Origin of the sequence: Nocardia sp. alder85J (genome assembly GCF_020176955.2) — a bacterium.
Taxonomy (GTDB): domain Bacteria; phylum Actinomycetota; class Actinomycetes; order Mycobacteriales; family Mycobacteriaceae; genus Nocardia.
The window spans coordinates 1-5,669 of record NZ_JAIUCZ020000026.1 but is presented as its reverse complement, the minus strand read 5'-3'; the positions used below and the strand labels follow the sequence as shown (position 1 = coordinate 5,669).

The 5,669-nt window shown below is 56.7% G+C and carries 3 rRNA genes; all 3 read left to right on the top strand.

The window, feature by feature from the left end:
* Nucleotides 1-251: 251 nt before the first annotated feature.
* The 3 genes from LBW94_RS44075 (at nt 252) to rrf (ending at nt 5,459) form a co-directional block, all read left to right on the top strand.
* Nucleotides 252-1,766: ribosomal RNA gene (locus tag LBW94_RS44075) — 16S ribosomal RNA — on the top strand.
* Between the two features lie 322 nt (nt 1,767-2,088).
* Nucleotides 2,089-5,202: ribosomal RNA gene (locus LBW94_RS44070) — 23S ribosomal RNA — on the top strand.
* Nucleotides 5,203-5,342: 140 nt separating this feature from the next.
* Nucleotides 5,343-5,459 (top strand): 5S ribosomal RNA (rrf, locus tag LBW94_RS44065).
* The 16S, 23S and 5S rRNA genes sit together here, the layout of an rRNA operon.
* The last annotated feature ends 210 nt before the right edge of the window (nt 5,460-5,669 follow it).

Sequence of the window (5,669 nt, the reverse complement as noted above, 5' to 3'; positions counted from 1 at the left end):
AAAGTTGCCTCACCGATTCCCTCCGGTTTTTCCGGTGGGATGGTTTGTGCGTGTGTTCTTTGAGAACTCAATAGTGTGTCGATGAATGTCAGTGCCAAATATTTTTGGTTCCGGTTCTTCATACCCCCGTGTGGGGGACTGGACATTTAGTCAGCTTAATTGCTGGCGTTGTTTTTGAATGTCGGGTTTTCGGACTCTGGCCTTTGAATTTTTCTGATTCGCTTCTCTTCGGAGGGGTGTTTCGAGAGTCTTCAACGGAGAGTTTGATCCTGGCTCAGGACGAACGCTGGCGGCGTGCTTAACACATGCAAGTCGAGCGGTAAGGCCTTCGGGTACACGAGCGGCGAACGGGTGAGTAACACGTGGGTGATCTGCCTTGCACTCTGGGATAAGCCTGGGAAACTGGGTCTAATACCGGATAGGACTGCTGGATGCATGTCTGGTGGTGGAAAGATTTATCGGTGCGAGATGGGCCCGCGGCCTATCAGCTTGTTGGTGGGGTAATGGCCTACCAAGGCGACGACGGGTAGCCGACCTGAGAGGGTGACCGGCCACACTGGGACTGAGACACGGCCCAGACTCCTACGGGAGGCAGCAGTGGGGAATATTGCACAATGGGCGGAAGCCTGATGCAGCGACGCCGCGTGAGGGACGACGGCCTTCGGGTTGTAAACCTCTTTCGACAGGGACGAAGCGCAAGTGACGGTACCTGTATAAGAAGCACCGGCCAACTACGTGCCAGCAGCCGCGGTAATACGTAGGGTGCGAGCGTTGTCCGGAATTACTGGGCGTAAAGAGCTTGTAGGCGGTTCGTCGCGTCGATTGTGAAAACTTGCAGCTCAACTGCAAGCTTGCAGTCGATACGGGCGGACTAGAGTACTTCAGGGGAGACTGGAATTCCTGGTGTAGCGGTGAAATGCGCAGATATCAGGAGGAACACCGGTGGCGAAGGCGGGTCTCTGGGAAGTAACTGACGCTGAGAAGCGAAAGCGTGGGTAGCGAACAGGATTAGATACCCTGGTAGTCCACGCCGTAAACGGTGGGTACTAGGTGTGGGTTTCCTTCCACGGGATCCGTGCCGTAGCTAACGCATTAAGTACCCCGCCTGGGGAGTACGGCCGCAAGGCTAAAACTCAAAGGAATTGACGGGGGCCCGCACAAGCGGCGGAGCATGTGGATTAATTCGATGCAACGCGAAGAACCTTACCTGGGTTTGACATACACCGGAAACCTGCAGAGATGTAGGCCCCCTTGTGGCCGGTGTACAGGTGGTGCATGGCTGTCGTCAGCTCGTGTCGTGAGATGTTGGGTTAAGTCCCGCAACGAGCGCAACCCTTGTCCTGTGTTGCCAGCGCGTAATGGCGGGGACTCGCAGGAGACTGCCGGGGTCAACTCGGAGGAAGGTGGGGACGACGTCAAGTCATCATGCCCCTTATGTCCAGGGCTTCACACATGCTACAATGGCCGGTACAGAGGGCTGCGAGACCGTGAGGTGGAGCGAATCCCTTAAAGCCGGTCTCAGTTCGGATCGGGGTCTGCAACTCGACCCCGTGAAGTTGGAGTCGCTAGTAATCGCAGATCAGCAACGCTGCGGTGAATACGTTCCCGGGCCTTGTACACACCGCCCGTCACGTCATGAAAGTCGGTAACACCCGAAGCCGGTGGCCTAACCCTTGTGGAGGGAGCCGTCGAAGGTGGGATTGGCGATTGGGACGAAGTCGTAACAAGGTAGCCGTACCGGAAGGTGCGGCTGGATCACCTCCTTTCTAAGGAGCATTCTCCAGACCCGGTGTCACAGAGGTGATGTCGTGGCTGGCAGAGACCATGACGGGCTCGCATGTAGTCCGGTGGTGCTCATGGGTGGAACGCTGACATGCGCCGGCGATACTCTCGGATCCACTGTGGTCCCGGGGTGCTGGATTGTAGTCGACACACTGTTGGGTCCTGAAAGAACAGACGTTCTTTCCAGGAAGATAACGACGAGGCTGGATTGTCGGTCATACCGCGCAGGGTTCTGTGGCTGGTGCCGGGTGGGATCTGGTTTTGTGTGTTGTTTGAGAACTGCACAGTGGACGCGAGCATCTTTGTTTGTAAGTGTGTAAGAGCGTTCGGTGGATGCCTTGGCACCAGGAGCCGATGAAGGACGTAGGAGGCTGCGATAAGCCTCGGGGAGCTGTCAACCGAGCTGAGATCCGAGGATGTCCGAATGGGGAAACCCGGCACGAGTGATGTCGTGTCACCCGCATCTGAATATATAGGGTGTGTGGAGGGAACGTGGGGAAGTGAAACATCTCAGTACCCACAGGAAGAGAAAACAACATGTGATTCCGTGAGTAGTGGCGAGCGAAAGCGGATGAGGCTAAACCGTATGGATGTGATAGACGGCAGTCGTTGTCTGTACGGGGTTGTGGGGTTCATTTTCTTCCTACTGCCGTGGGGAGCGTGAGTCAGAAAACAGGGTGTTAGTCGAACTGGTCTGGGATGGCCGACCGTAGACGGTGAGAGTCCGGTAGATGAAAACATTCTGTCTTGCGTAGTGAATACCCGAGTAGCAGCGGGCCCGTGAAATCTGCTGTGAATCTGCCGGGACCACCCGGTAAGCCTGAATACTACCTGGTGACCGATAGCGGACTAGTACCGTGAGGGAAAGGTGAAAAGTACCCCGGGAGGGGAGTGAAATAGTACCTGAAACCGTGCGCTTACAATCCGTCAGGGCCCTCGCATTCGTGTGTGGGGTGATGGCGTGCCTTTTGAAGAATGAGCCTGCGAGTCATCGGTGTGTGGCGAGGTTAACCCGTGTGGGGTAGCCGTAGCGAAAGCGAGTCCGAATAGGGCGTCGAGTCGCACACTATGGACCCGAAGCGGGGTGATCTACCCATGGCCAGGGTGAAGCGACGGTAAGACGTCGTGGAGGCCCGAACCCACTTAGGTTGAAAACTGAGGGGATGAGCTGTGGGTAGGGGTGAAAGGCCAATCAAACTCCGTGATAGCTGGTTCTCCCCGAAATGCATTTAGGTGCAGCGTCGCATGTTTCACCCTGGAGGTAGAGCTACTGGATGGCCTAGGGGGCCTACAAGCTTACCGAAGTCAGCCAAACTCCGAATGCCGGGGTGTGAGAGTGCGGCAGTGAGACTGCGGGCGATAAGGTTCGTAGTCGAGAGGGAAACAGCCCAGATCGCCGGCTAAGGCCCCTAAGCGTGTGCTAAGTGGAAAAGGATGTGGGGTCGCTGAGACAACCAGGAGGTTGGCTTAGAAGCAGCCACCCTTGAAAGAGTGCGTAATAGCTCACTGGTCAAGTGATCCTGCGCCGATAATGTAGCGGGGCTCAAGCACACCGCCGAAGCCGCGGCATTCAGACGTGTACATTCCCTTCGGGGTAGTGGTCTGGATGGGTAGGGGAGCGTCCTGCAGCCAGGGAAGCAGCCGGGTGACCGAGTTGTGGAGGCTGTGGGAGTGAGAATGCAGGCATGAGTAGCGAAAGACGAGTGGGAAACTCGTCCGCCGGATGACCAAGGGTTCCTGGGTCAAGTTAATCTGCCCAGGGTGAGTCGGGACCTAAGGCGAGGCCGACAGGCGTAGTCGATGGACAACGGGTTGATATTCCCGTACCCGTGTATCCGCGCCCAATGGCGAATCATCTGTGCTAACCGTCCTGAACTGGCGGGATCTCCTTCGGGAGACCCAAAGGGGATGCACGGGATCCTGGGTGTAGTAGTCAAGCGATGGGGTGACGCAGGAAGGTAGTGGGGCCCGGTGGTGGATTACCGGGTGTAAGCCTGTAGGGCGAGTGGCAGGTAAATCCGTCGCTCATCGGCCTGAGAGGTGATGCGTAGCCGTTTGAGGTGAATTCCATGATCCTATGCTGCCGAGAAAAGCCTCTAGTGAGTTGGTACACGGCCCGTACCCCAAACCGACACAGGTGGTCAGGTAGAGAATACCGAGGCGATCGAGAGAACTGTGGTGAAGGAACTCGGCAAAATGCCCCCGTAACTTCGGGAGAAGGGGGACCAGTGCTGGTGATGAGACTTTGCTCTCGGAGCTGGTGGTGGTCGCAGAGACCAGAGAGAAGCGACTGTTTACTAAAAACACAGGTCCGTGCGAAGTCGTAAGACGATGTATACGGACTGACGCCTGCCCGGTGCCGGAAGGTTAAGAGGACCGGTTAGCCCGTGAGGGCGAAGCTGAGAATTTAAGCCCCGGTAAACGGCGGTGGTAACTATAACCATCCTAAGGTAGCGAAATTCCTTGTCGGGTAAGTTCCGACCTGCACGAATGGCGTAACGACTTCTCTGCTGTCTCCACCACAGACTCGGCGAAATTGCATTACGAGTAAAGATGCTCGTTACGCGCGGCAGGACGAAAAGACCCCGGGACCTTCACTATAGCTTGGTATTGGTGTTCGGTACGGTTTGTGTAGGATAGGTGGGAGACTGTGAAGCTGGGACGCTAGTTCTGGTGGAGTCGTCGTTGAAATACCACTCTGGTCGTATTGGACTTCTAACCTCGGGCCGTGATCCGGTTCAGGGACAGTGCCTGGTGGGTAGTTTAACTGGGGCGGTTGCCTCCTAAAATGTAACGGAGGCGCCCAAAGGTTCCCTCAGCCTGGTTGGCAATCAGGTGTTGAGTGTAAGTGCACAAGGGAGCTTGACTGTGAGACTGACAGGTCGAGCAGGGACGAAAGTCGGGACTAGTGATCCGGCACCGGCATGTGGAAGCGGTGTCGCTCAACGGATAAAAGGTACCCCGGGGATAACAGGCTGATCTTCCCCAAGAGTCCATATCGACGGGATGGTTTGGCACCTCGATGTCGGCTCGTCGCATCCTGGGGCTGGAGTAGGTCCCAAGGGTTGGGCTGTTCGCCCATTAAAGCGGCACGCGAGCTGGGTTTAGAACGTCGTGAGACAGTTCGGTCTCTATCCGCCGCGCGCGTTAGAAACTTGAGGAAGGCTGTCCCTAGTACGAGAGGACCGGGACGGACGAACCTCTGGTGTGCCAGTTGTTCCGCCAGGGGCATGGCTGGTTTGCTACGTTCGGAAGGGATAACCGCTGAAAGCATCTAAGCGGGAAGCCTGTTCCTAGATGAGGTTTCTCACCCCTTGAAGGGGGTAAGGCTCCCAATAGACGATTGGGTTGATAGGCCGGAACTGGAAGCGCGGTAACGTGTGGAGGTGACCGGTACTAATAGGCCGAGGGCTTACCAACGAAGGTGTTACGCGTCCACTGTGTAGTGTCTGAAACAGCACACGAGCTTTGTTCGGGTGGTTTCCGATACGAGTGAGGAGTTTTATCCTTGCTGGGTATCAGAGGCTGTCGGGGCAGGGTTGTGGATAGTTTCATAGAGTTACGGCGGTTATAGCGGTGGGGAAACGCCCGGTCCCATTCCGAACCCGGAAGCTAAGCCTGCCAGCGCCGATGGTACTGCACTCGCCAGGGTGTGGGAGAGTAGGACACCGCCGGAACATATTTCCCGGATGGGGACCCAGGAATGGGTCCCCGTTCGTGGTTTCAGGGTAGGGAATCGAACGGCCTCCAGCATTGCTGGAGGCTGTTTCTCGTTCAGCGGACGATCGTGGTCCGCGGGTTTCCGGTTCGGTGGAAGTTTCTGCCGGCCGGGCGCGGCCGAGGACGCGGCCTCGGATCCACCTCCGGCATCCTCCTGGAGAATCGAC